General features: G+C 58.1%; 22 protein-coding genes. 10 read left to right on the top strand and 12 right to left on the bottom strand.

Annotated elements, in window-relative coordinates; translation table 11 throughout:
* Positions 1–36 precede the first annotated feature (36 nt).
* Entirely contained in the window at positions 37–579 is a 543-nt protein-coding gene (locus tag ACN0UH_RS17550; RefSeq protein ID WP_417663263.1) for a gamma carbonic anhydrase family protein, read from the top strand.
* Positions 580–661: 82 nt separating this feature from the next.
* On the opposite strand, the gene ACN0UH_RS17545 is transcribed toward ACN0UH_RS17550, so the two are convergent.
* Positions 662–1,048 (bottom strand): hypothetical protein, encoded by a 387-nt coding sequence (locus tag ACN0UH_RS17545; RefSeq protein ID WP_417663262.1) that lies wholly within the window; start codon positions 1,046–1,048, stop codon positions 662–664.
* An 8-nt stretch (positions 1,049–1,056) separates the two neighbouring features.
* The gene (locus tag ACN0UH_RS17540; RefSeq protein ID WP_417663261.1) at positions 1,057–2,370 is read right to left on the bottom strand and encodes a sulfite oxidase; all 1,314 of its coding nucleotides are present in this window, start codon (positions 2,368–2,370) and stop codon (positions 1,057–1,059) included.
* Positions 2,371–2,603: 233 nt separating this feature from the next.
* Here ACN0UH_RS17540 and ACN0UH_RS17535 point away from each other — a divergent pair, with 233 nt between their 5' ends.
* Positions 2,604–3,251, top strand: a complete 648-nt coding sequence (locus ACN0UH_RS17535; protein WP_417663260.1) for an HAD family hydrolase — start codon at positions 2,604–2,606, stop codon at positions 3,249–3,251.
* 15 nt (positions 3,252–3,266) lie between these two features.
* On the opposite strand, the gene ACN0UH_RS17530 is transcribed toward ACN0UH_RS17535, so the two are convergent.
* Together ACN0UH_RS17530 and ACN0UH_RS17525 are read right to left on the bottom strand one after the other, a co-directional pair.
* The gene (locus ACN0UH_RS17530) at positions 3,267–3,524 is read right to left on the bottom strand and encodes a DUF1161 domain-containing protein (RefSeq protein ID WP_417663259.1); all 258 of its coding nucleotides are present in this window, start codon (positions 3,522–3,524) and stop codon (positions 3,267–3,269) included.
* 81 nt (positions 3,525–3,605) lie between these two features.
* Positions 3,606–4,679 carry an aminopeptidase gene (locus ACN0UH_RS17525; protein ID WP_417663258.1) on the bottom strand — a complete coding sequence of 358 codons (1,074 nt, stop codon included), beginning with the start codon at positions 4,677–4,679 and terminating at the stop codon, positions 3,606–3,608.
* A 112-nt stretch (positions 4,680–4,791) separates the two neighbouring features.
* Between ACN0UH_RS17525 and ACN0UH_RS17520 the strand changes: the two genes are divergently transcribed.
* A complete protein-coding gene (locus tag ACN0UH_RS17520) occupies positions 4,792–5,208 on the top strand; it encodes a hypothetical protein (RefSeq protein ID WP_417663257.1) in 417 nt (138 codons plus the stop codon).
* 51 nt (positions 5,209–5,259) lie between these two features.
* A complete protein-coding gene (locus ACN0UH_RS17515) occupies positions 5,260–5,679 on the top strand; it encodes a hypothetical protein (protein WP_417663256.1) in 420 nt (139 codons plus the stop codon).
* A gap of 24 nt (positions 5,680–5,703) precedes the next feature.
* Here the strand turns inward: ACN0UH_RS17515 and ACN0UH_RS17510 are convergent, their stop codons facing one another.
* The 5 genes from ACN0UH_RS17510 to ACN0UH_RS17490 all read right to left on the bottom strand — a co-directional run bounded on the left by ACN0UH_RS17510 (position 5,704) and on the right by ACN0UH_RS17490 (position 9,685).
* Positions 5,704–6,129, bottom strand: a complete 426-nt coding sequence (locus ACN0UH_RS17510; RefSeq protein WP_089360017.1) for an OsmC family protein — start codon at positions 6,127–6,129, stop codon at positions 5,704–5,706.
* Between the two features lie 88 nt (positions 6,130–6,217).
* Positions 6,218–7,213 (bottom strand): LLM class flavin-dependent oxidoreductase, encoded by a 996-nt coding sequence (locus ACN0UH_RS17505; protein ID WP_417663255.1) that lies wholly within the window; start codon positions 7,211–7,213, stop codon positions 6,218–6,220.
* A gap of 134 nt (positions 7,214–7,347) precedes the next feature.
* Positions 7,348–8,280, bottom strand: coding sequence for an autotransporter domain-containing protein (locus ACN0UH_RS17500; protein ID WP_417663254.1), 933 nt, complete (start codon positions 8,278–8,280; stop codon positions 7,348–7,350).
* A 179-nt stretch (positions 8,281–8,459) separates the two neighbouring features.
* Positions 8,460–8,672, bottom strand: a complete 213-nt coding sequence (locus ACN0UH_RS17495; RefSeq protein ID WP_417663253.1) for a dodecin — start codon at positions 8,670–8,672, stop codon at positions 8,460–8,462.
* 125 nt (positions 8,673–8,797) lie between these two features.
* Positions 8,798–9,685, bottom strand: coding sequence for a LysR family transcriptional regulator (locus tag ACN0UH_RS17490; RefSeq protein ID WP_417663252.1), 888 nt, complete (start codon positions 9,683–9,685; stop codon positions 8,798–8,800).
* 147 nt (positions 9,686–9,832) lie between these two features.
* Here ACN0UH_RS17490 and trpB point away from each other — a divergent pair, with 147 nt between their 5' ends.
* The 5 genes from trpB to recD all read left to right on the top strand — a co-directional run bounded on the left by trpB (position 9,833) and on the right by recD (position 21,100).
* The gene (trpB, locus tag ACN0UH_RS17485) at positions 9,833–11,053 is read left to right on the top strand and encodes a tryptophan synthase subunit beta (RefSeq protein WP_417663251.1); all 1,221 of its coding nucleotides are present in this window, start codon (positions 9,833–9,835) and stop codon (positions 11,051–11,053) included.
* Complete coding sequence (trpA, locus tag ACN0UH_RS17480) at positions 11,053–11,862, top strand: tryptophan synthase subunit alpha (RefSeq protein ID WP_417663250.1); 810 nt, start codon at positions 11,053–11,055, stop codon at positions 11,860–11,862. Before trpB ends, trpA begins: the two co-directional genes overlap by 1 nt.
* Before the next feature lie 531 nt (positions 11,863–12,393).
* On the top strand, positions 12,394–15,666 hold the full coding sequence (gene recC, locus ACN0UH_RS17475; RefSeq protein WP_417663249.1) for an exodeoxyribonuclease V subunit gamma: 3,273 nt from the start codon (positions 12,394–12,396) through the stop codon (positions 15,664–15,666).
* On the top strand, positions 15,663–19,256 hold the full coding sequence (recB, locus tag ACN0UH_RS17470; RefSeq protein ID WP_417663248.1) for an exodeoxyribonuclease V subunit beta: 3,594 nt from the start codon (positions 15,663–15,665) through the stop codon (positions 19,254–19,256). The genes recC and recB overlap by 4 nt, the downstream gene beginning before the upstream one ends.
* Positions 19,256–21,100 carry an exodeoxyribonuclease V subunit alpha gene (recD, locus tag ACN0UH_RS17465; protein ID WP_417663293.1) on the top strand — a complete coding sequence of 615 codons (1,845 nt, stop codon included), beginning with the start codon at positions 19,256–19,258 and terminating at the stop codon, positions 21,098–21,100. The genes recB and recD overlap by 1 nt, the downstream gene beginning before the upstream one ends.
* 2 nt (positions 21,101–21,102) lie before the next feature.
* On the opposite strand, the gene ACN0UH_RS17460 is transcribed toward recD, so the two are convergent.
* On the bottom strand, positions 21,103–22,038 hold the full coding sequence (locus tag ACN0UH_RS17460) for an AEC family transporter (protein WP_417663292.1): 936 nt from the start codon (positions 22,036–22,038) through the stop codon (positions 21,103–21,105).
* A 77-nt stretch (positions 22,039–22,115) separates the two neighbouring features.
* Between ACN0UH_RS17460 and ACN0UH_RS17455 the strand changes: the two genes are divergently transcribed.
* Positions 22,116–22,520, top strand: a complete 405-nt coding sequence (locus ACN0UH_RS17455) for a GFA family protein (RefSeq protein WP_417663247.1) — start codon at positions 22,116–22,118, stop codon at positions 22,518–22,520.
* Here the strand turns inward: ACN0UH_RS17455 and ACN0UH_RS17450 are convergent.
* Both ACN0UH_RS17450 and ACN0UH_RS17445 read right to left on the bottom strand, forming a co-directional pair.
* Positions 22,517–24,469, bottom strand: a complete 1,953-nt coding sequence (locus tag ACN0UH_RS17450; RefSeq protein ID WP_417663246.1) for a DUF4105 domain-containing protein — start codon at positions 24,467–24,469, stop codon at positions 22,517–22,519. The genes ACN0UH_RS17455 and ACN0UH_RS17450 overlap by 4 nt on opposite strands.
* Entirely contained in the window at positions 24,466–24,786 is a 321-nt protein-coding gene (locus ACN0UH_RS17445; RefSeq protein ID WP_417663245.1) for a DUF2388 domain-containing protein, read from the bottom strand. Before ACN0UH_RS17445 ends, ACN0UH_RS17450 begins: the two co-directional genes overlap by 4 nt.
* Positions 24,787–24,847 lie beyond the last annotated feature (61 nt).

The following is a 24,847-nucleotide window of genomic DNA, read 5'->3' as shown; positions in this document are numbered from 1 at the left end:
AGAATTGTGCGTATTAGCAGCTAAGAGGAATCTATCGTGTCTATTCGAACTTACCAGCAATTCACTCCGCAACTGGGCGAGCGCGTTTTTGTTGATAGCTCAGCGGTGGTGCTGGGCGACGTTGAGATTGGCGACGACAGTTCGGTCTGGCCGCTGACTGTTATTCGCGCAGACATGCACAGCATTCGCATTGGCCAGCGCAGCAGTATTCAAGATGGCTGTGTGCTGCACATTACTCACGCTGGGCCATTCAATCCTACGGGCTATCCGCTGAATATTGGCGACGATGTAACTGTGGGCCACAAGGTCACGTTACATGGCTGCAGCATTGGCAACCGGATTCTGATTGGCATGGGCAGCATCGTCATGGATGGCGTCGTGATCGAGGATGAAGTAGTGCTTGGCGCGGGCAGTTTGGTGCCACCGGGCAAGCGTTTACAGAGTGGTTTCCTGTATGTCGGCAGCCCCGCTAAACAGGCGCGTGCGCTGAGCGAAGAGGAGCTCAGCTATTTTCGTTATACCGCCGGTAATTATGTGCGCCTGAAGGATCAGCACTTGCTGGAAGGCTACGGGCAGTAAGCAGCCGCTTGCGCCTAGCGCACCCTCAATCGTATAGGTGCGCTTGACGTTGTGTTTGTGATGTTGTGTCTTGCTACTGGGCTCAATCCGCTTTCTGTTGCACAGGTTTGCGCAGCGGGTTATCCGGTAGCTGCTCGGCCAGTAACGCTGGGCGCCTGGTTTCAATTTTTGCGCCGTAGTTGCTGCTCAAGTAGGTGAGGATGGTGTCCTCGGTTTTTGCATCGAACGGCCACAAACCTTGCTTGTCCTGCATCCAGCGGATCAATGAAAGCCAGTGTTCACGGCTGCCGCTGTTTTGCGTGACCAGTTTGGCCGAGTGGCAGGCAATGCAGTTATTGCGCACGGTTTCCCATCCGGGCGCGATAATAAAACCGCTGGCGGGGTCAGTTTGCACAGCGGTTTCAGCGGCTTGGGCCGAGACGGATAATAGTCCGATTAGCAACAGACTCAGGGCAGTTGAATGGGCCATGCGTCCTCCTAGACTATTTGAACAGCGATACGGTGGCAGGCGTTATTCAGGTAGCCTTTGGGGTTCCAGCCCGGCACCAGCATAGGCTGTGATTTGCCTTGACTATCAACTGCACGCGCCCAGACTTCGTAATAGCCCTTCTCGCTAAAGTTCAGCTCCGCACTCCAGTGTTGCCATGCCAGGCGATTAACCGGTGCCTTCAGTTTGGCGGGTTGCCAGGTGACGCCGAAGTCGGTTGAAACATGCACTTCGCTCACTTCAAGGTCGCCGGCCCAAGCGTGGCCGCGCACCTGCAACGTTTGCTTGAGCGGTAGGCTGATGCCGGATTTAGGGAAGGTAATCAGCGATTTGACCGGCATCGAATGAATAATCTGCATGTCTTCGACGGGGACTTCACTGCCCGGAGCCACCGGATACTTGGGCACGCTGTAAGACGGCGCTGCCATCTTGTTGCCGTCATGGACCTTGTTGCGCACAACAATCTTGCTCAGCCATTTGCCCGAGGTCGAGGCGGGCCAACCGCCGCAAACAAGGCGCAGAGGCTGGCCATTGAGGTAAGGGATTGGCTGATCGTTCATGGCCCATGCGATCAGCGTCTGATCTTCCAGCGCCTTGTCCATCGGCACGCCACGTGAGATCGCGTGCTTGCTTGGGTCGCCACTTGGGTGCAAATCGGTGCCGTAATAGCCGATGTACACGGCATCTTTTTTGATTCCACAGGCTTCAAGCACATCGCGTAATCGCACGCCGGTAAACGTTGGGCAGGCCACCGCGCCTACCGTCCATTGGTTACCGCTTGCCGCTGGCACGAATTCACTGCGGCCATTGCCGCCGCATTCAACCACTAGTTGATAGGTGTGGTGCTTGAAGCGTGACTTGAGTTCGGCAACGGAGAACGTCGTGGGCGTGACGCATGACTCGCCCGCGATTTCCAATTTCCAGTTGGCCACATCAAGCGTTTTTACGTCGGGCGGGATGCCGTTGTTGCGCACGAACATATGGCGCGCAGGCGTGACTTCATCGTCCAGTAAGTGAGCGGGTGTTTCAGCGTTCAGCGGCCTATCGTTGAGTACTTTAAGGCCGTCTTTGCCTTCAATGGTGAAGGGTTCGTCGGCATGGGCCAGCCCGGCGGGAATAATGCCCAGCGGCATGAATCTGGCGTATGGAATGCTGGCGCCCAGGGCAGAAGCCATGGCCAGCAAACTGCTGCGCTTGAGAAATCCCCGGCGGCTGGGCTCAGCCTCACGATCCCAAAGCAGTTTTTCCGCCTTGATTGGGTCTTCAGCATACAACTCATGAATGCCACGTTGGTCTTTCGACATACTCGGCTTCTCCTTGCCAACATTTACTGTCAGGGGCGCCGCAAAAGACCTTGGACGCCATAGTTGTCGTTTGACAGTAAGCGCATATAACACTTTGGGCAACGACCAGTTGCAGCTTGTACTTCGGTCCAGATGTCAATTCTGGAGTGATCCGCAGGTATTTAAGCTTTGTTTGGCACCTTGATTTTTGTATGGTGGCGCACTCTTCTCATGGCGCTAGGCGGGCGATTGCAATGCATTATCAAAACATTCTGTTTGATCTGGATGGCACGCTTACCGATCCGCGTGAAGGCATTACCCGCTCGGTGCAATACGCGCTGAGCAAGCTGGGGATAGATGAGCCTGACCTGCAAGCGCTTGAGCATTTTATCGGCCCGCCACTGCTGCAATGCTTTATGAGCACCTATGCGTTGGATCAGACAACAGGTTGGCAGGCTGTGAATTTTTATCGCGAACGCTTTGCTGATGTCGGCTTGTATGAAAACCAGATGTTTGCCGGCATTCCACAGCTGCTCAATTTGCTCAATACCCAGCAACGCACCTTGTATGTGGCCACCAGTAAACCGCAGGTATTTGCCACGAAAATTGCCCAGCACTTTGGCTTTGCCGAGCATTTCAAGATGATATACGGCAGTGAGCTGGACGGCACGCGGACCAACAAGGTCGAGCTGATCGCCCACCTGCTTGAGCAAGAAGGCTTAGCCCCAGACAGCTGCCTGATGATTGGTGATCGCAAACACGACCTGATTGGCGCGCGCGACAATGGTTTGGATGCAGCAGCGGTGGGCTATGGGTTTGGTAGCTTCGCTGAATTGAGTGATGAGCAGCCGCGCTATCACTTCCAAACGCTAGGCGAGCTGCATCAAGCCTTTGCCGGCTAAACCAATGTTTTGGGTTTAGCCGTCGTTGCGCTGGTAGATAATCTTCTTGGTGCCACCATCGCAACTGCCGACCACCATGGTTTCATCTTCAACCTCAGCGTTGGGCACGATTTCCAGAGTGTAGCTCTGTACCCCCGAGGCTTGAATTTTGACTTCGATCTCTTGCTTGAGCTCTTCGCAAGGCTTAACCGCTGCCTGCGCACTTAGGCTACCCAGAGCAGCGCCAAGCGCAACGAGGGCAACAACTGTGTGGGGTTTGATCGTGCTAAACATGACGCACCGCCTTGGGAGCATTCGCTTTGTGTAGGAATAATTTAGACGCAATCAGCTGAAACTAGTTCGCCAGTCATGCTGTTAATTTGCCATTAGTCGTTGTTCAAGTGCGGCCTTGCGTTGATCTGCCGGTAATCCGCCGAGTTGCGCGACCTTTTCATAGAATCTAGGCCAGTCGCCATCGGTTTCGGCAAACAGCTTGGCAAATGCTGGCACCCATTGATCGTAGAGGCCGAAGGGCAGCAGTTTGGCGTTATTGATCGGTGAGTTGATCCAGCCATCATAACGGCCTGTTCCACCCCAACTGCGCTGGCGCAGGTCGTGATACTCGGCGCGCAAGCGATCAAATTCAGCCTGTTTGGCCTGACGCATTTGCTCGGCCGATTTATCACTGGCGTACAGCGTTTCCAGGCGGGCACGAGTCTCTAGCACAAGCTGGGTGAACTGCTCGCGTTGCTGGTCGGCTGCCGGGTCAGCGGCAGGCAGGCCACGTTCGGTTCGCCACTGGCGCAGCCCTTGTTGTTCAACGAAGGTGGCGAAGGACTCATTGAATTCAGTGTCGCCAGCGACATAAAACTGCTGATGGGCCAACTCATGAAAAATCACCGCGACCAAGCGCTCATCACTCCAGCGCAGCATGGTGTTGAGCAGCGGGTCATCAAACCAGCCCAGAGTCGAATACGCCTCAACACCGCCCATATATACATCCAGCCCCTGTTGCTTGAGTAGCGCCACTGCGCCACGCGCCCGTCCTTGCTGGTAATAACCGCGATACGCCACGCAACCGGCGATCGGGAAACAGTGCAATTCGGGTTTTAGCGAGAACTCTGGAGTCGCAAACACATTCCACACCACAAATGGTCGCTGCACATCTGCGTAGACCCGGTAGCTTTGGTTATCTGGTAGGGCTAACTCCTGGCTGGCGAAGTTGCGTGCCTGTTGCGACAGGGCAAGGCGTTTACGCAGTTGTGCATCAGTTTTGGGGTCGCTGAGCATCTGCGAAATAGCTTGCCGACGCTGCAATACATCAACCTGCCCGTCTAGCAGTTGGCTGTAGTAATCAACGCTGGAGCAACCGCTCAGCAGAGCGATGAGCAGCAATGGAACCCAGCTTAGCTGGATGCGGTCGAGTAGAAAGCGATAAGTAGGCGGCATGGCAGGACACTACTGCATCCGTCGTGCTGTCCGCCAGCCCCTTTATTAGTGGGTTTTCGTTCAAACAAAACGGCGCTACCTAGCGTTTGATAATTAAAGTCGGAGCCCTTGCATGCGCGCATTTTTGGCTGTCACCAGTTTGGCACTTATCAGTGGTTGTTCGTTGCTTATGCCGAGCCACGACCCAAGCATGGCCTGGATAGACCTGCGGACTGACGACGAAACCGAGTTGCTGGCCAGCGAGGTTGATAGCAAAGAGTTGCAAGACGACCGTTTCTTTCAAGTCAGCCCTGGCATCCATGAGTTGCATGCGCATGTGCGCTTTCAGGTGGATGCGACAAATATGGGGGGCGATGAAGCGCCTCTGGCGCGCACCTGCGAGATGTTGGTCAAATACAATGATTTCACCGCTGGGCAAACCTATCGCCTTGAGGCTGGTTCTGTAGGATTTCGGCCTTGGGCCAAACTCTTTGATACAAATGACCGACTGTTAGCCACGGCCCGCGAAGGCAGTTGTGGGCAAATATAAGATAAACAGCGCTATGCTGAATCTTCTTACCCACGCATTGACGAGGTTGTCATGCAGCGAATAACACTCACTGCCTGCGCGCTGGTACTCAGCGCCTGCGCGTCCGAATTACCGCAACCATCACCCAATCAGGCATGGGTTGATCTTTACGCCAGCGCTGGCTACTTGCTGATGGCGAATAAACTCGATGGTAAACGTCTCAATGATGGGCGTTACTTCCAAGTGCCTCCCGGCGCGCATGACCTGGAAGCACGTTTCCAATTCGAGGTGCAAGGCGGTGGTAGCCTGGGGGGAATGTCTGAGCCGGTGCAGATGACGTGCGAGTTGCGATACCGCTACGACAACTTCGAAGCGGGAAAGCGCTACCAGATGCAAGCTCGCCCGTTGATGCGTGAAGCGCAAGGCTGGCTCTATGACGAGCAGCGCAATGTCGTTGCCAAAGCAGAAGTCATGCGCTGCGGTACCTTCTAGTCAACAGCCTTGCTGGCAGGCAGATCAAGTTTCGAGCGTGGCTTCAAGGGTGATGGTCGCATTCAACACTTTTGAAACCGGGCAGCCGGTTTTGGCATTCTGTACCGCTTTTTCGAAGGCGGCGCGATCAGCGCCCGGAACTTTTGCGTGCAAGGTCAGGTGTACAGCGGTGATCGAGAAGCCATCGCCGTCTTTATCCAGTGTTACTTCCGCTTTTGTGTCGATGCTCTCGGCGGTCATTCCGGCTTCGCCCAACTGCAGCGACAGCGCCATTGAGAAGCAGCCAGCGTGCGCTGCGCCAATCAATTCTTCAGGGTTGGTTCCCGGTTCGTTTTCAAAGCGAGTATTAAAGCCGTAAGGTGATTTTGACAGTACACCGCTCTCGGTCGAGATGGTGCCTTTGCCCTGTTTGATGCTGCCCTGCCAATGGGCTGATGCGGTCTTCTTCATCAAATATCTCCTGCTTTTAGGGTACTTAGTTGAGAGTCCGGCGCTGCCAACAAGTTCGTTGGCAGCCAGGCAGCCGATAAAGATCGGATCAGAGCAGGCCTGCAAGAATCTCGAAGGAGCGCTTGCGGTCATTGAAGTCATAGAGGTCGCTGGTGAACATCAGCTCATCGGCGCCAGTTTGCTCGAGCAATACTTCAAGCTTGGCGCGGATTTTTTCCGGACCGCCGACCATCGCCAAACCAAAGAACTCGCCTACCGCGTTGCGCTCATGCGGCAGCCACAAGCCATCCATGCTCGCCACTGGCGGACGCTGGACCAGGCTCTGCCCGCGAATCAGCGAGAGAATCCGCTGATAGGCCGAGGTCACCAAGTATTCAGCTTGCTCGTCAGTGTCTGCTGCAACCAGCGGTACGCCGAGCATTACATAAGGTTTGTCGAGTACATCCGAGGGGGTGAAGTGGTCGCGATAGATCCGAATCGCTTCATGCATCATGCGCGGTGCAAAGTGCGAGGCGAATGCATACGGCAGCCCTTTTTGGCCTGCTAGTTGCGCGCTGAACAGGCTGGAGCCGAGCAGCCAGATTGGCACATTGGTATCGCTGCCGGGCATGGCAACGACCCGCTGATTGGGGGTGCGCGGGCCGAGATAGTGTTGTAATTCCTCTACATCTTGCGGGAAGTCATCAGCACTACCGCTGCGGTCGCGACGCAGTGCGCGTGCGGTGTATTGATCAGCGCCCGGCGCGCGACCCAAACCCAGGTCAATGCGCTCAGGATAGAGCGTTGCCAATGTCCCGAATTGTTCTGCAATGACCAGCGGTGCGTGGTTGGGCAGCATTACGCCGCCAGAACCGAGGCGTATGCTTTGGGTGTTGGCCGCTAGATAACCAATCAAGACCGAGGTCGCTGAACTGGCGATGCCGTCCATGTTGTGGTGTTCAGCCACCCAGAAACGGTTAAACCCCAGTTGCTCGGCATGTTTTGCCAAGTCCAACGAGTTGCTTAAAGCCTGTTTGGCGTCGCCGTCATCGCGGATTGGGGCTAGATCGAGGATAGAAATTTTAGTGTTTGCTAAAGCGCTCATCTGCTTGGCCTTTTAAATACTCAAATGTGCGACGCAGCCTAATTGCGTCAATACTTGAGTTAAATAGTGGGGATTAATTTGTCGATTCCAAGCCCTGTAATCGATTTGTCTCGCAATCCCGGCGTGAATACAGACTAAAAACTAACCGCCAGACCTAGTGACAAGCCCGATACGTTGTCTCCGACCATTTGTCGTAGCACCAGGCGGGTGCGGGTGATAAACACGTCATATGCGCTGGAGTCGAATTCGACGCCGAGACCAAATGTCGATAATCGGTCAAAGCCCAAGGCGCCGCGTTGCTCGCCCAAGTATTCAGAGTGGGAGAACTCCAGCACATAGCGCAGTGGTCGCTGCATCACCACCCAGCCGGTCGGCGCTCGCCAGCGCGACCATAAGTTAGCCGTTTCGGCGGTAACTTCGCCGTTAATGGCTTCATCGCCGCCGATCTGCTGCAAGTTCATATAGCTGTAGCGCAGTTCGATATCGGCTTCGTAATCGGGACGTACACGTTCCCAGTCGAGCATCATGGCGCCGCCGAGGCCCAGCGCGCTCATGTGCCCGTCGTCGAGGAATTCGATTTGTTTATTGGTCCTGCGGTTGATAAATATCCGCGCCGCGTTGATGTCGCTGGTCATGTAGCCCAGACCCACGCTGGCGATCGGGCGCACCACCACTTCGTCACTGATGGGGAAGTCCCAGCCGACGCCGCCGGTTGCAGAGACAGAATTCCATTTGACCGGAATGGAGCGACGCTCGGCGCCATCAGTTGCAACAAAGCGTGGGTCGTAACGGCTGTAGGCCGCGGCGCCTTCAAGATACAACGGGAATGACTTGCTCATGGTCGCGCCACCGCCGAGTTGCGTCATCTTGATGCTTGGATTGCCCGTGGAGTTGTCTTGTATCTGCAGAGAGCTTGATGCCAAGTCGAGCGTCATTGAGTAAGACATCAATGACAGCACACCATTAACCCGATCTTCGACATCGCTGGCGTCGAGCATCAGTTCGGCATGAGCAGTGGGTGCAGCAATAAGCGCGAAGAGCGTGTAGCGGGTCGCAAGTTTGGCCATGATCAAGGTGTCTGTAATCCGTTCGCCTGAATTCTAGACGCTAAACCAAACAGTCATTGACTAATTAACTGTCGGCTAAATGCCCTGCCAGAGGGATGCATCTACAAACCTGCACATACTTTGAACTGCGCAGGCGAGGTCATGTTTTCATTTATGCCCGCCTGCCCGGTTCAGGCGATTTAGCTACTGCTCAAGCGGAACCCGACCTTGACGGTTACTTGATAGTGACAAACCTTGCCGTCTTTGATGTGTCCGCGGGTTTCGACCACCTCAAACCAATCGAGGTTACGGATCGATTTGGCGCATTCGGCAATGGCATTGTTGATGGCGTCGTCGATGCTGGTTTTAGATGAGCCAACGACTTCGACTTTTTTGTAGATATGGTCTGACATGCTGCGCTCCTTAGTGAAATCACTTTTGGATAGGGGCTTGTAGCGCCGACTTAATCAGGCACTTACCAATACTGATGCCCGCATCCGTGCAACGTTCACTCTAAGCCTAGGCAAGAACTGCGTTGTCAGCGCGATAATTCGCGCTCCAGCCATCGCGCCAAGCGCTCTGCGCGCTTATCTAACTGGCGCTTTGGCACCCATAATGCCAGCCGTGCCGAGGTTTCAACAAAACCCCAAGGGGCCACTAAGCGCCCGCCCGTCAAGTCATCGGCAACCAGTTGTTGCGGGGCGATGGCGACACCAAGCCCGGCGGCAGCGGCTTCCAGCAAGTAATACAAATGCTCGAAGCCCTGGCCCAGACGCAGCTTTTCCGGGGCGATGGCGTTGCTCTGCGCCCAGCTTGGCCAGGCTTGTGGCCGTGATGTGGTATGCAGTAATGGCTCGTTGAGCAAGCCTTCGGCAGAACCCTGTGCCAGCGCATTGAAGTGGCTATAGCGCGGGCTGACCACGGGGCCGATACGCTCTGCTGCCAGCTCGAATACGCGCATGTCCGCAGGCCAAGGCGGCTCGGCAAACCATAGCGTGGCATCAACACCCGCGCCGCGTGGGTCCAGCTCCCCTTCGCTGGCAGACAGCTGCAAGCGCAGGTCGGGCAGCTCGCGGTTGAGCCGGTCGAGCCGGGGAATAAACCAGCGGGCGAGCAAGCTGCCGGGGCAGGCCAGAACAAAGGGGGATTCAGCTTGCCCTTGCTTGAGCTCCGCGCAGGTTTGCCGTAGCCGCTCGAATACCTCTGAACTACTATCGCGCAAACGCAGGCCTGAATCTGTGAGTTTAAGGCCGCGCCCGTCTTTGCTGAACAACGTCAGGCCAAGGTGCGTTTCGAGCACTTTGATCTGTCGGCTCACTGCGCCGTGAGTTACGTTTAGCTCGTCTGCTGCAGCGCTAACGCTGTTGAGACGGGCTGCAGCTTCGAATGCACGTAATGCATTTAAAGGCGGAAGCTCTTGGTTCATATGTGAGTTTTCCTGACAGATTGCCGCAATCTTATCGCTTTTTTCCTGGGGCACACAGCCTTATCCTGTGTCCATTGTCCGAGTGGATGAGCATTTGCCCGTTCAAACTCGTGACCCAGCCGTTCAGATTAGATTGAGGAGCAAATCATGACTTCATTTCGCAATGGTCCTGACACCAACGGCCTGTTTGGCGCGTTTGGCGGTCAGTACGTCGCCGAAACCCTGATGCCGTTGATTCACGATTTGGCCGACGAATACGAAAAAGCCAAACAAGATCCCGAGTTTGCCAAGGAACTGGCTTACTTTCAGCGCGATTATGTTGGCCGTCCAAGCCCGCTGTATTTCGCTGAGCGCCTGACCGAGCATTGCGGCGGGGCGAAGATCTACTTCAAGCGCGAAGAGCTCAACCACACTGGCGCGCACAAAATTAACAACTGCATCGGCCAGATATTGCTGGCGCGGCGCATGGGCAAAAAACGCATCATTGCTGAGACTGGCGCGGGCATGCACGGCGTTGCCACTGCAACTGTTGCGGCACGCTTTGGCCTTGAATGCGTGATCTACATGGGCACCACTGACATTGATCGTCAGCAGGCCAACGTTTTCCGCATGAAGTTGCTGGGCGCCACGGTGATTCCGGTGGTTGCTGGCACTGGCACCCTGAAAGATGCGATGAACGAAGCGCTGCGCGACTGGGTGACTAACGTCGACAGCACCTTCTACCTGATCGGTACTGTTGCCGGGCCGCATCCGTATCCAGCGATGGTGCGTGACTTCCAGGCAGTGATCGGCAAAGAAACCCGCGAGCAAATGCAAGCGCAAGAAGGCCGTTTGCCAGACAGTCTGGTGGCTTGCATCGGCGGTGGCTCAAACGCCATGGGCCTGTTTCACCCGTTTCTTGATGACCAGTCTGTTGAGATCATCGGTGTTGAAGCGGCTGGTCACGGCATCGAGACCGGCAAGCACGCAGCCAGCCTGAACGGCGGCGTTCCCGGTGTTTTGCACGGCAATCGCACCTTTTTGCTGCAAGATGACGACGGCCAGATCATTGATGCGCATTCCATCTCAGCCGGTCTTGATTATCCGGGCATCGGCCCCGAGCACGCCTGGTTGCACGAGATTGGCCGCGTGCAATACACCTCGATCACCGACAACGAAGCGCTCGATGCCTTCCATAAATGCTGCCGCCTTGAAGGCATCATTCCCGCACTGGAAAGCGCCCACGCATTGGCTGAAGTATTCAAGCGTGCGCCGAGCCTGCCAAGCGATCACTTGATGGTTATCAACTTGTCAGGTCGCGGTGATAAAGACATGCAAACCGTTATGCATCACATGGCTGATGCCGTAAATCAGCAGGAGAACAACTGATGAGCCGCCTGCACGCTCGCTTTGTCGAACTCAAGCAACAAAATCGCGCCGCGCTGGTGACCTTCGTCACCGCAGGCGACCCCGGCTATGACGCCTCATTGGCAATCCTCAAGGGCTTGCCGAAGGCGGGTGCTGATGTGATCGAACTGGGCATGCCGTTCACTGATCCGATGGCCGATGGTCCGGCGATCCAACTGGCCAATATTCGCGCCTTGGCCGCCAAGCAAGACCTGGCCAAGACCCTGAAGATGGTGCGTGAGTTTCGCCAGGATGACCAAAGCACGCCGCTGGTGTTGATGGGTTACTTCAACCCGATCCACAAATACGGGGTTGAGCGCTTTATCGCCGAGGCCAAGGAGTCTGGTGTTGATGGCTTGATCGTGGTCGATCTGCCGCCAGAACATAACGTTGACCTGTGTGATCCGGCGCAAGTGGCGGGGCTCGACTTCATCCGCCTGACAACACCGACCACGGACGACAAGCGTTTGCCGAAAGTGCTCAACGGCAGCTCGGGTTTTGTTTACTACGTTTCGGTGGCGGGCGTGACCGGTGCGGGTTCCGCTACGCTTGAGCATGTCGAGCAAGCGGTTGCACGTCTGCGTCGTCACACCGACCTGCCAATCAGCATCGGTTTTGGTATTCGCACTCCGGAACACGCTGCAACCATCGCCCGTTTGGCCGATGGTGTGGTGGTGGGCTCGGCGTTGATCGATCAGATCGAAAAAGCCGACAGCAGCGATGCGGCCGTCAAAGGCGTGCTCGACCTGTGCAGCCAACTGGCTGAAGGTGTGCGCGGCGCCCGCAAGTAACGCTGTTGCAGTTGGGGCAGACGATTGGCTCAAGCCCGGGGGTTTTAGGGTTTGAGTCATGGTGGACAAGCTTCGCGTTGTCGCACCCTACGCGGGTGAACGTTCTTCTGTAGGGAGGACAGCGCTTTTCTGTCCGCCATATGCGGCACCGGGTTTGGCGATTTATGGTGGACAAGCTTCGCGTTGTCACACCCTACGCGGGTGAACGTTCTTTTGTAGGGAGGACAGCGCTTTTCTGTCCGCCATATACGGCGCCGGGTTTGGCGATTTATGGTGGACAAGCTTCGCGTTGTCGCACCCTACGCGGGTGAACGTTCTTCTGTAGGGAGGACAGCGCTTTTCTGTCCGCCATATGCGGCACCGGGTTTGGCGATTTATGGTGGACAAGCTTCGCGTTGTCACACCCTACGCTCGATGGCGCTTTTCATCCGCTTCGCGGGTCTTGTATCCCGTGAAAGATTGCGGCTATAGGCCTGTTGTCACCTTACTGAACTGTTAATCTAACCAGATTGCCCGGATGTGATGTGACCCATGCTGACTCTGTATCACGCGCCAGACCTGGAAACCCTTGGTGAGCTTGCGACCACGCTGCTCGCCCAACCGCTGCGTGACCCGTTCGCAGCGGTCAAAGTGGTGGTTCCCAGCCAAGGCATGGGGCGCTGGTTGACGCTTGAGCTGGCGCGTAAGCAAGGCATCGCAATGCAGTTGGATGTGCAACTGCCTGCAAAATTTGTCTGGGATTTATCACGTTTGACGCTCGGCCAATTGCCTGAGCAATCGGCGTTCTCACCGACCACGCTGAGCTGGCGTCTGTATGACTGGCTTTGCGAAGCCGAAAATCTCGCGCAAACCCCACGTCTGGCGCACTACCTTGAAGGCGGAGATGAACGCCGCCGGTTGTCGCTGGCGGCGAAGATCGCTGACGTCTTTGACCAATATTTGCTCTACCGCGATGACTGGCTGGCGGCCTGGGAGCGCAATGAGTTGCTGGACCTTGGCCCCGACGAGGCCTGGCAAGCCTTGCTCTGGCGCGAGCTGACCAAAGACGGCCACCCGCATCGCGCGCGCCTGCTCGATGACTTACTCAAGCGTTTGTACAGCGAAGAGGCTATTGCCGATATGCCGGAGCGGCTGCTGGTATTTGGCATCAGCAGCTTGCCGCCGCACCACATGCGCGTGCTCGATGGTTTGGCCAAGCACACTGAAGTGATCATCTTCGCCCTTAACCCGTGCCGCGAGGCGTGGGGTGAAATTCGTGATATCCGCGAGCTGGCGAGTCAGCCAGAACTGAGCCCGGATGACTGGTATCTGGATGTCGGTCACCCATTATTGGCAAGTTTGGGCAAACAGGGGCGCGACTTCTTCGACAGCTTGTTCTCTCTGGCCAGCAGTGAAGGCAGTCAGGAAATTGGCTTGTATTCAGAAGACGATGCGCTGCACGACGACAGCCTGCTGCAAGCCCTGCAGAACGATATCTTGCGCCTGCAAACCCGCACGCCCGAGCAACGCTTGGTGTTGCGTGAAGATGATCGTTCGCTGGAAGTCCATGTCGCCCACTCGCCGCTGCGCGAAGTCGAAATCCTTCACGACCAGTTGCTTGCCCGCTTTGCCGCCGACCCGGAACTGACGCCTGATCAGGTCGTGGTGCTGACGCCCGACATCGAGCGCTATGCGCCGTACATCGAGGCAGTGTTTGCGCCCCGAGAAGGCGTGCCGCGTATTCCGTTCAGCCTTGCCGACCGCAGCCTGCGCGCTGAAATACCGCTAATTGAGGCGTTCATCAGCCTGCTCGGTCTGCCCGACAGCCGCTTTGCTGCAGAGGAAGTACTGAGCTGGCTTGAGCAGCCCGCCATAGCCCGCAAGGCCGGAATCGAAGCGGAAGATTTACCGCTGATTCGCGACTGGCTGCACGAGGCTGGTGTGCGCTGGGGACGCGACAGCAGTCATCGTCAGCAATTGGGTTTACCGGCCGATGCCGCATTCACCTGGCGTCAGGGCTTGGATCGCCTGTTGCTGGGCTTTGCCGCGCCACCGCAACTGGCCGGTCTAGCTGCGCCGCTGCTGGGTGAAAGCTGGCCATTGGATGCACTGGAAGGTGCGCGCGGCCAATTGCTCGGACGCCTGGCCGGGTTTGTCGAACGGCTCGCCGGATTAGCGCAAAACATGCAGCGTCCGCGTTCATTGAGTGAGTGGGCGCAGACCTTGCTGGAGCTGGTCGATAACCTGTTTGATGAGCGCGAGGCGGGCGACACCCTGTTACTGCTGTCCAAGGCGTGCGCGGCATTGCAGGAACAGGCGCTGGCCTCCGGCATCGAGCGGCCCCTTGAGCTGGCGCTGATTCGTCAGCAACTCAGCGCCGCACTTGAACAGGGCAGCGGCGCCTCTGGTTTTTTAACCGGTGCTGTGACCTTCTGCACCATGGTGCCGATGCGCAGTTTGCCTTTCAAACAGGTGTGCCTGCTCGGGCTGGATGACGGCGCACTGCCGCGCAGAACGCCAGCGGCAGGCTTCGATTTGATTGGCCAGAAACCGCGCCGGGGTGACCGGGCGCGGCGTCTGGATGACCGCTATTTGCTGCTCGAAACCCTGCTTAGCGCGCGCGGTGGCCTGTACCTCAGCTATGTCGGCCGCGACCCGCGCAGTAATGCCGAGTTGCCGCCTTCGGTGTTGATCAGTGAATTGCTCGAAGTGGTCGACCTGACTGCCGTGTGCGCCGGTGCGGAACATGCCTACGCGCAAACCGCGAGCAAGCACATCGTCCTCCAGCATCCGTTGCAGCCGTTTGCCCCGGCCAACTTTCAACAGGATCGCCATGCCGGTTTTGCTGCGCCATGGTTCCGCGCCGCGCAGCGTCTGGCCCAGCCGGTGAATATGCTCGCCCAGCCTTTTGTTGAGCGCTTACCCGAGCCGGATGAAGAATGGCTGACGCTGGAGCCGAGCCAGTTGATTCATTGTTTCAAGCACCCGGCGCGCTATCTGCTGGAGCAACGTTTGGGCTTGCGCCTGGCGCAAACCGAGGACGCGTTGGCGGGCGATGAACCCTTTAGCGTTGAATGGACATCGACACACGGCTTGCGCCAGTTGGCCTTGCAGGCGATTGAGCGCAACTGGAGCGAAACCGAAGAACGTGCAGTCGCGGCGGCATCGGGTTGGCTGCCGGTCGGCGAATTGGGGCAGGCGTATTGGGGGCAAATCCGCGGGCCGATACGGGCCTTCGCCCCGACGCTGTTTGCCGAGCGCCCGGACGATGCGCCGCAGCCGGTGTTGGTTGATATCAAACTGGCCGGTGTGCGCATTTATGGTTGGCTCGAAGGTGTCTGCGAGAGCGGCCTGTTCGATTACCGCTTGCGCGACCTGGGTGCGTGGGAGCTGGCGCCATTCTGGTTGCGTCATTTGCTGCTCAATTGCAGCGATAACCCGGCGGTTTGTCGCGAAAGCCGATTGCTGTCACCGAAAAGCGAGTGGCGTCTCGGTGCCTTGAGCAATGCCCGGGAATTGCTTGAGCCTTGGCTGCTGGCTTACCGCTCGGCGCTGTGCGAGCCGTTACCGGTATTGGCCAAGTGCAGTTATGGCTTTGCTAAAAAATGGCGCAAACCGGGGCGCAAGGAACCGATTGATGCCGCGCGCAGTGAAGCGCGCATTCTGTGGTTGGGAAATGACTTCATGACCGGCGAAAGTCAGGACCCTTGGAACGCGCTGGCGTTTCGTGACCGTGAACCGCTGGATGAACGCTTTGAGACACTGGCTGAGCAGTTGTATGGCCCTGCGCTGGATGCCCTGCAAGGCGATGAGGAAGAGCAATGAGTGGCGCCAAGTTAGACCTGCTGCACGACAGCTTCAGGGGTCGCTCGCTGATCGAGGCCAGTGCCGGCACCGGTAAGACCTTCACCCTGACCTTGCTCTATGCGCGCTTGCTGCTGGAAAAGCAGCTGTCCGTTTCCCAGATTCTGGTGGTGACTTACACCACCGCGGCCACTGCCGAGCTGCGCGAACGTGTGCGCAAGCGCCTGGCCGAGTTGCTGGTGGTTTACGAGCAAGGTCACGGCGAAGATGCTTTGCTCAATGCCTTGCATGACCAGTTTCCTGACCCGGCCAGCCATCGGCGTTTGTTGCTCGCGGTGCATGGTTTTGATCAGGCGGCGATCTTTACCATTCACGGTTTCTGTCAGCGCGCGTTGCAAGATGCGGCGTTTGAAGCCGGTGGCGATTTTGACAACGAACTGACTCAGGATGACCGCGAGCTGCTGGATGCGCTGATCGCCGATCTCTGGCGTATTGAGCTGGCCAGCGCAGAGCCTGAGTGGGCAGCGTTTCTGGTGCAGCAAAAAATAACCCCGCAGGTGTTGCGTCAGCGCTTGCGCAGCCACTTGGGCAAACCCTATTTGCGCATTGAGCCCCAGCCGAGCGCCCCGGCCGAGCTGGCTGAACTGCGTAAGGCCTGGCAGCACGCCAAAGACTTCTGGTTGCGTCAGGGCGCGAGCTGGATCGAGCAGCTCAAAGCCTTTGATGGCTTCAATAAGCGCAGCTTCAACGCCGAGAAATTCGGTTTATGGCAGCTTGAGCTGGACGGCTATTTCAGCGATGCAGCCGGGTTGTTTGGCAAGGTCGACGGCCTGCGCAAACTGGCCCGCGAAACCTTGATCAAAGGCACCAACAAAGGGTTTGATGCACCACTGGAAGCGGTCGCCGATGCCTTGCAGGGCTTGTGTGACGCACTGGATGCGGCGCAGCCTGAGGCCGAGCAACGCCTGATCGACCTGCAAGTGCGGATGATCGGCCAGCTCAATCAACAACTGCCAGCGCGCAAGGCGGCGCAACGCATGCTTGCGTTTGACGACCTGCTCAACCAGCTGCAACAAGCCCTGTACAGTGAAGGCGGCGAGCATCTGGCCCAGACCTTGCGCGAGCAGTATCCACTGGCGTTGATCGATGAGTTTCAGGACACCGATCCGATTCAATACCAGATATTCCGGCGTATCTACGCAGACAGCGGGCTGGAGTCATCGCAGATCATCGATGAGCCAGCTAATAGTGCGGATCTGTGTTTTGTCGGCGATCCCAAGCAGGCGATCTACGCATTTCGCGGGGCTGATCTGGCGACCTATTTTACTGCGCGCCGTGAAGCCGCCCGGCAATACAGCCTGGCCACCAACCACCGTTCCACACCGCAACTGATCAGCGCCCTTAACCAGGTATTTGACCGGCCCATGCCATTTGCCGTCGATGGGTTGGATTATCCAAGCGTCGGCGCCAGCGACAAGGCGCGGGCCAAGCTGGTGCTGCCAGAGTTTGAGGGGCAAAGCGATGCCTCGCTGGCGTTGGTCTGGCTGGCAGATGATTACCTGAGCAAAGGCGAGGCGGGCAGTTTGGTCGCCATCGACACCGCTCGGCGTATCGCCAGTTTGCTGGCGGCAAGCGCTAAAGGCGAAGCCTATTTCGACGATGATGGCGTGCACGAACCGCTCAAGGGTGGTGATATTGCCGTGTTGGTCGCCAGTCATCGCCAAGCCGCTGAGGTTGCCGCGCAGCTTGCGGCACGGGGCGTGCCCAGCGTGCGCCGCGGTAAGGAAAGTGTCTGGCACAGCGAAGAGGCCGAGGCCTTGGCCGCAGTGCTGGCGGCCTACGCAGAGCCGGGCCGTGAAGGCGCGTTGCGCTATGCGCTGGCTACGCGCTTGCTCGGCCGCAGTGCGGCGGATCTGGCGGCCTGTCAGGATGATGCGCGGGCTTGGGATCAGGAACGTGAAGCGGCAGAGCGTTATCACCAATTGTGGCAACAGCAAGGCTTTATGCGCGCCTTCCGCGCCTGGCTGGACGAGCAAGGCGTTGCCGAGCGCTTGTTGGAAGTTGTCGATGGCGAACGGCGCTTGACCAACTTGCTGCATCTGGCCGAATTGCTGCAAAGCGAAAGCCTGCAGCGCCCGGGCATGGAGCAGTTGCTGGCCTGGTTCAACGCCCAGCGCAGTGTGGATAATCATGGCGAAGAGGCGCTGCTGCGTCTGGAAAGCGATGCCGAACGGGTGCAGATCGTCACCATCCACACCTCAAAAGGCCTGGAATATCCCTTGGTGTTTTGCCCCTACCTCTGGGATGGCGCGTTGCTGCGCAAGACGGAAGACATCACCTGTCATGCCGAAGACGGCACGCCATTGCTCGACCTTGGCGGCGAGCAGTTTGATCAGCATCGCCAGCTGGCGCGACAAGAGCGTTTTGCCGAGCGCGTGCGCCTGACCTATGTCGCCATGACCCGCGCTGCCGTGCGCCTCTGGCTGCATTGGGGGGCTATCGACTGCAAACCGAAAAAAGACGGCACCTTAAGCGATGAAGGCCTGCACAGCAGCGCCTTGGCCTGGCTGCTACAAGGTCGTGATCTGCCGGGCAATGACCCGCTGACCGAGATGGCTGCGCACCTGCAAAACCTGACGCCACAGGGCATACGTGCAGAGCTTGAAGCCCTGGCCAATAACAGCCAGCAGCATATTGACCTGACGCCGCTGCTTGAAGCCGAAGCCAGTGCCGCCGGTGAGCATCGTGCTCCCGCTCCAGAACAATTGACGCAGTTGCACCGCAGCCTGCACAGCAGTTGGCGTATTGGCAGCTTCTCTGGCTTGTCAGCCGGTATGCACATGGAGGCGCCAGACCGCGATGGCTTGGTGATTCCAGACGCCAGCGAGCCGGGCATGGGTTTTTATGGCTTCCCCCGTGGCGCACGCGCCGGTACTTGCTTGCACGCGATCCTTGAAGACTGGGCCTGCAACAAAGCGCCGCTGGCAGAGCTGGTCGAGCCGGCCTTGAGCGGCCACGGCATTTCCAGCGACTGGACTGAAATTGCCCGCAACCAACTGCAACAAGTGCTTGATACTGACTTGGACGGCGCGGGTCTGACGTTGACCACCCTTGCTGGCGCGCGTCGCTTGCCTGAACTGGGTTTCACCTTCCCGGTGGCGCGTCTGGATGTGCAGCGCTTACGCGCCATTCTGACTGATCCGGCCTATGGTCTGGCCGAGCCCATGCGTGAAGCGGCAGCGCGGCTTGAGTTCGACAGCTTGCAGGGCTTTCTGAAAGGGTTTATCGACCTGACATTTGAGTATCAAGGGCGTTGGTATATCGCTGACTACAAATCCAACTGGCTGGGCCCGGACGCCAGTTTCTACGGCGGCGAACGGCTGGTGCAGGCGTTGGCACGCGAGCATTACTATTTGCAGTACCTGATTTATCTGGTCGCCCTGCGGCGCTTTCTGCGCCAGCGCCTGAGCGACTTCAGCAATGAGCAAATCGGCGGCGCCTATTACTTGTTCCTGCGCGGCATGCCAAGCGCTGGCGTGTATTTCTCGCGGCCCAGTGATGAATTGCTGGATGCCCTTGATCTGTTATTCAGCGCCGAGGTGCCCGCATGATTGATCTTGCCCAGTTGTCATTCGGCGCGCTGGAGCGTGCCTTGGTGCAGAGCCTGCAACGGTTGCAGCCGGACGCAGATGCATGGGTACTGGCCTCGGCTGCGTTGACCTGCGCCGCGCTGGAGAAAGGCGATGTGTGCCTGGATTTAGCGCGTCTTGCTGGCCAGCGCCCATGGCCGGAAAACACAACGCAACTGCCGGTGTTGGCTGACTGGCTAAACCTCCTGCACGCCTCGCCGTTGGTCGGTGAGGCCGGTGATTTTACGCCGCTGGTATTGGATGGCCAGCGCTTGTATCTGGCCCGTTATCAGGCCTACGAACAACAGCTCGCCGAACAATTGCTGGCCCGTTCAGCCGCTCTGCCAGCGGTTGATGAAGCCGTGCTTGGGCAAACCCTTGAGCGTTTGTTTGCCTTCAATACCCAGCAGCCCGACTGGCAACGTCTTGCCGCAGCGCAAGCGGTACGGCGCAATCTGGCGGTGATTTCCGGCGGGCCCGGCACCGGTAAAACCACTACGGTTGTACGCTTGCTCGCGGCCTTGCTTGAGCAACCGGGTGGCGAGCAGTTGGCGATTGGCCTTGGTGCACCGACGGGCAAGGCTGCGGCGCGCATGGCCGAGGCAATCCGCAACGCCAAGGCTGCATTGCCGGTGAGCGATGCAGTCAAGCAGATGCTCCCGGAAGAGGCGCGCACCTTGCATCGCCTGCTCGGTAGCCGAGGCGACAGCCCGCAGGTACGCCATACGGCGGCCAATCCTCTGCCGCTTGATGTGCTGGTGGTCGATGAAGCCTCCATGGTCGATCTGGCGCTGATGGCCAAGTTGGTCGATGCCTTGCCGCCCAAGGCGCGACTGATTTTGCTCGGTGATAAAGATCAGCTGGCGGCGGTTGAAGCAGGCGCCGTCTTTGCCGAGTTATGTGAGGGGCGCGGCTTTGATGCCCAGGCAGCGGCTGATCTACAACGTATTACCGGGCAAAAAGTAGAGGTGCAGCCGCCCGCGTCAAAACTCGGTGATGCCGTGGTGTTGCTGACCCACAGCCATCGTTTTGCCGGCGACAGTGGGATTGGCGAACTAGCCCGGCGAATAAACGCCGGTGACGTGCCGGGCACCTTGAGTTTGCTCAGGGAGTCGCGGGCAGACCTTGCCTGGCAGGCCGAACCGAACGCGACCGATCTGCTGGAGCGTTTGACCCAGGGCTACGCCGGTTACTTCCAGGCGGTTAAAAGCGCCGACCCAGAAGCTGCATTCAGCGCCTTCAATGATTTTCGGGTGCTCACCGCCCAGCGTGAAGGGCCTTGGGGCGTGGCGGGTATCAATGAAGCCCTGGAAGCGCGTATCAGGCGGCGCCAGCAAGTGGCCAGCCGTGAGCGCTGGTATGCCGGACGAGCAGTAATGGTTCGGCAGAACGACTATGCGCTGGGCTTGTTCAACGGTGATATTGGTATCTGCTTGCCGACCGAACATGGCTTGCGCGTGTTCTTCGAGGGCGAGCAGGGTTTCAGGCCCTTCGCCCCGGCGCGGCTGCCGAGTCACGACAGCGCCTTCGCCATGACCGTGCATAAGAGCCAGGGCTCGGAGTTCAGCGAAGTCTTGCTGGCGCTGCCCGAACAGCCAAGCCCGTTGCTGACTCGCAGCCTGTTCTACACCGGTATTACCCGGGCCAAGCACAAGGTCGAGATCTGGGGCTTACCCCAGCGCCTGGCTGAAGCCGTAGCGACCCGCGCCGAGCGCGCGGCGGGCTTGGCTGAGCGCTTGGCCAGGGTGTCGACTGCGCAAGCGCCGCAGCCGCCCCGTGATGAACCCGTCAATACAGGGCATCAGGGGCAGCTGGATCTATTTTGAGCCTAACCCAGTAAAGTCAAAATAATCGGCAAGCTGGCGGCGGCGAGCAGTGTTTGCAGGGTGATGGCGCCTGCCATTAGCTGGCTGTCGCCGCCCAGATGGCGCGTCAGCACATAGGCGGTGGGCGCTGTTGGCAGGGCAAAGAACAGCACCAGCACCGTGGTTTCCATCGCAGGCAAGCCGAGAATCTGCGCAATCACCCAGGCAAGCAGCGGCATGCCGATCAAGCGTGCTAGGCTGCTCCAGGCCAAGGCCGGAACTTCCCCGCCCAACTCTTCAGGTTTCAACGCCGCGCCAACGCAAAGCAGGCCCAGCGGCAGGCTGGCGGCGGCGAGCAGACTGAGCAATCGATCGGTGCCGCCGGGCAGGCCAATACCGCTGAGATTGATTAGCGTGCCACCGAGGCAGGCAAGAATCAGTGGGTTCTTGGCAATGGGCAATAGCAGGCTGCGCAGGCTTATCCCGCGTTCGGCGGTTAACGACCACACAGACAATACGTTCACCGTCGGCACCATCAGCGCCAGCATCAGCGCGGCCAGTGTCAGGCCCGGTTGACCAAAAAGGCTGCCAACGGCGGCAAGGCCGAGGTAGGTGTTGAAGCGCAGAGTGCCTTGGGTGAACACCCCAAAACGTGCGGCGGGCCAGCCACGCAAGCGGCGCATCAGCAGCAATGCCAGCCAGCCGATGCCAAGCCCCAGCATGACCGCGAGCGCCAGTTGTTTGAGCGCAGGATTATCCAGTGGCGCGCGGGCCAGGCTGCTGAATAGCAGCGCCGGGAACAGCACAAAGTAGTTGAGGCGTTCGGCGCCGGGCCAAAAGGCCTCATTGGGGAAGTTCCAGCGTCGCAGATAGAAACCGGCCACAATCAAGGCAAATAACGGCCACAAGGCTAGTAGCAGCTCAAGCACGGAAACCTCCTGCAATAGATAGGCAGCTATCTTGCTCAGTGGCGTGCTGGAGCGCAACACTAAGGTTGTCAATTCGATGGGCGTGTTGATAACGGGAGGACGTGATCATGACGCAGCTTCATCGCGGCGGGTGCCAGTGCGGTGCCATGCGTTACCAGTTTTATGCGCCGCTGCAGGACATCGCGCATTGCCATTGCTCGGTTTGCAGGCGCAGCAGCGGAGGGATTGTCACCACCTGGATTACCGTGCCGCTGGCCAGTTTTACCTGGCTCAAAGGCCAGGCCAGGCAATATGCGTCCTCACCCAGTTGCACGCGGTATTTCTGTGCCGATTGTGGCGCGCAGCTGGCGCTGTTTACCTCGCTGAGCTCCGATACGCTGGACGTCACCATCGCAACCCTTGATCACCCTGAACGGGCACCTGCCGACCGGCATATCTGGGTGCAAAGCCGCTTGCCCTGGCTGCAGCTTGACCCAGAATTGCCTGATGAGCAGCAAGAGATAATCGCTTAAGGCAGCATCAATCCGCCGCTGGCCTTGTGCATTTTGCGCAGGTGTTTGCCGAGTAATTTGAGGTTGTCTTCAATAGTCTCCAGCTCAGCCAGCCGCTCGGGTTCAAGCAGGCTGCGGACTTCGCTGTCAAGCGAGTCGCGCAGTTTCAGCAGGTACTTTTGCCGGCTGCTGCTCTCGGTTTCGAGACGTTGCCATTCAGCCTCTTGCGGTAAACCGTAACCGCCTTCGAGCAGTTCGGCTGGCCTGCTCAGGAAGCCGCTGTTAGCGAGGATTTGTTCGAGCGCATTACCCGCTTTATCGAGGCCCTTGTCAGGCACTTCTCGACCGCTGAGGTAGCGCTCCTTGAGTTCCTGTTGGGCGACCAATATCTGCTTACGCTGTGCGGCTTTTTCCAGGAGCATCATTGCCGCTGTGGTGCGAATGTCGGCTTGGGCGAACCATTGGCTGCGTTCTTTGGCTGGCAGCTCCAGCCAGTCTTCCACGGATTCTTGTTTGATCGGCAAGTGAGTGCGCAATACATCAAACATGGCTTGATAGCGATCGCGGTACGAATCAAACAAATAACCTAGGCGCATGGCTTCTTTGCGGTCTTTGAGCATGCTTGAGTCGGCCAGACCGCGTGCTTCAAGGACTTCCAGCAAACCATTGGGCATGATGCTGTCGAGTGTTTGCAGCTTGGGGTTGTTGGTTCCGGTGCGCAGCAGTTTCAGGTTTTCCACTGCGCAGTTGTTCGACAGGAAGTAGTAGTTACCGTCGTAACTCCAGTGCTGTTCAACCGAGCGGATGACAAAGTCATTGATCTGTTGACGATTAAGGTTCATCGGCACCGAAATCAGGCTGCGCAGCTCGGTCTTGGTGTATTCGTCGACCACTTGGGCCAATGGCAAGACGAACAATCTGGATGGATAGGCGCCGATCATCGCGCCCCAGCTAGATAGCTGCACATCGCCGATAAACGCGCGGTAGGACAGCACCAGGCTTTGATCCAGGTCGAGCCGGCACGCCGGGCCGAGTGGTCGCCCCGGCGCACAGATAATCAGCCGGATCATGCTGTGGCCCCAGCGGCTGGCAAGCTGATCATTGGCTTCTGCGAGCAGGTAATCAACCGCGTAGACGCGCTCAGGGTCGATCTTGCCCAGCGGTTCCTTGGCAAAGTCGTTGCCCGCATTGAGATAGGCCAGGCTGGAGTCGCAGTTGACTTGGTTGGGCGGCGTCCAGGCGAATTGCTCGCGGTAGTAAGCGGCTAATGTTGGACGGCGGCAGGCGAAGCTTGGGTCGAGCAGGAAGTACTCCATGTTGACCGCAACAAATTCGCGGGCGTTTTCAAGTTCGTATAAGTCCGGGCTGCGGGCGACCTGATGATTCTCTTGTTCACGCTCGCCGCGACGGCCGACGTATTGCGGCCAGCCTGCAATATCCAGCAGGCGCGGGTCGTCGCTGAGGGTGAAGCGCCGTGCGGTTTCGCCCCGACAGTTATCCGGCAGGCCAACCAGACCGCTGCTGCTGGCGCGGTTCTGGCAGCGATGCAGGCGTATTTTCTTAGCGGCGGGCCAAAGCTGGGCGCGGTCGTAGAGATGAGTCAGTTCGTGAACTACCGTGGCCAGTAATTCTTTGCGCACCGTGCCGTGGGGGCGATTGGTCTGTTTGCTTTGCGCACTGCCATCAACCAACGCCGGTAACAGTCGCTGGTTGAGCCAGATCTGATCGACCTTTACCGTGCGCCCGTAAACCCGCTCCGGCAGTTTCTGCCAGCTGAAATTGACCTCGCGATCAAGCCGCTGACGAAAACTGGGTGGCAGCGCCTGCAGCGCATCATTGAGCAACGCTTGGCTGGCGGCCTGTTCAGGCGCGCTTAAGTCATCGCCAACAACTTCCAGGTTGAGCTGCGCGTAACTACCAGTGGAAACCAGCAGCAGGCAAAGAACCAGGCAGGTACGCGCCAAGCTCACAGAGCGAGAATGGCTTGCGCTAGAGTCAGGTCGGAGGCGTTTTCGGCTTCGGGTACGCGGCTACGAATTGTAGTGATTGCCGCTTCAAGATTGGCACCACGGATTTCGCCCTGGCTGGCGACAAAGCTGGCCGCGTCATCATGGGCTTCACGCACGACTTTAGAGTCGCGGATTGATGTGGTGGTGTCCGAGGTGAAGTCCAGCGTGCGGTCGAGAGCACGCACAATGATATTACTGGTCGCAACCAGTGTCTGGGCCTGGACGGAGCCAGCCAGAAGTGCGGCACTGGCGACAGTGGTGAGCAAAATGCGACGCATAAAAAATCTCCGTAAAACAATTCGATAGCGATTGGACGGGCAATATTCAGCCCAGTTCCGC

It is taken from the genome of Pseudomonas sp., assembly GCF_048265905.1.
Taxonomy (GTDB): domain Bacteria; phylum Pseudomonadota; class Gammaproteobacteria; order Pseudomonadales; family Pseudomonadaceae; genus Aquipseudomonas.
The sequence above is the reverse complement of the archived record's forward strand: the minus strand, read 5'-3'. Positions and strand labels throughout refer to the sequence as shown.